Origin of the sequence: Sphingomonas cavernae (assembly GCF_003590775.1) — a bacterium.
GTDB lineage: Bacteria > Pseudomonadota > Alphaproteobacteria > Sphingomonadales > Sphingomonadaceae > Sphingobium_A > Sphingobium_A cavernae.
The window spans coordinates 1,557,501-1,558,539 of record NZ_QYUM01000002.1 but is presented as its reverse complement, the minus strand read 5'-3'; the positions used below and the strand labels follow the sequence as shown (position 1 = coordinate 1,558,539).

The window sequence follows — 1,039 nt, the reverse complement described above, 5'->3', positions numbered from 1 at the left end:
CGCGCCTCCGTTACTCTTTAGGAGGCGACCGCCCCAGTCAAACTACCCGCCACAGAGGGTCCCCGCACCGGATAACGGTGCTGGGTTAGACATCAGAAAACAACAGGGTGGTATTTCACCTATGGCTCCACCAGGGCTGGCGCCCCGGCTTCAAAGCCTCCCACCTATGCTACACAATTCTTTCCTAATGCCACTCTGAAGCTGCAGTAAAGGTGCACGGGGTCTTTCCGTCTAACCGCGGGTACTCCGCATCTTCACGGAGAATTCAATTTCGCTGAGCATGTACTGGAGACAGTGGGGAAGTCGTTACGCCATTCGTGCAGGTCGGAACTTACCCGACAAGGAATTTCGCTACCTTAGGACCGTTATAGTTACGGCCGCCGTTTACCTGGGCTTCATTTCGGAGCTTGCACCCCTCCACTTAACCTTCAGGCACCGGGCAGGCGTCAGGCCCTATACGTCGTCTTGAAGCCGACTTAGCAGAGCCCTGTGTTTTTGCTAAACAGTCGCTACCCCCTGGCCTGTGCCCCCCACAAAAAGTTGCCTTGATGTGGGGCCTCCTTCTTCCGAAGGTACGGAGGCAATTTGCCGAGTTCCTTCAGTACACTTCTCTCAAGCGCCTTGGTATACTCTACCAGACCACCTGTGTCGGTTTCGGGTACGGTCTATACGGTGGGGCTATTTCCTGGAACCTCTTCGAAGCACGTCCAATCCGTTAAGGACGTACAACATACGAGATCCGTCACACACCACCAGGCCCACGAATATTAACGTGGTTCCCATCGACTACCCCCTTCGGGCTCGTCTTAGGGCCGGCTCACCCTGCTCAGATTAGCTTTAAGCAGGAACCCTTGGTCTTTCGGCGAGAGGGCATCTCACCCTCTTTATCGCTACTCATGTCTGCATTCGCACTTCCGATACCTCCACCGTCGGTTACCCTTCGGCTTCACAGGCTTACGGAACGCTCCGCTACCGCGTGGATAAATCCACACCCTAAGCTTCGGTGCACGTCTTGAGCCCCGTTACATCTTCGCCGCAG

Annotated in this window: 1 rRNA gene (running past one end of the window); it reads right to left on the bottom strand. The window is 55.4% G+C overall.

What is annotated here, in order from left to right:
* Positions 1–1,039, bottom strand: a 23S ribosomal RNA gene (locus tag D3876_RS07745); its annotated part runs 1,156 nt beyond the window's last position; the annotation flags it as partial.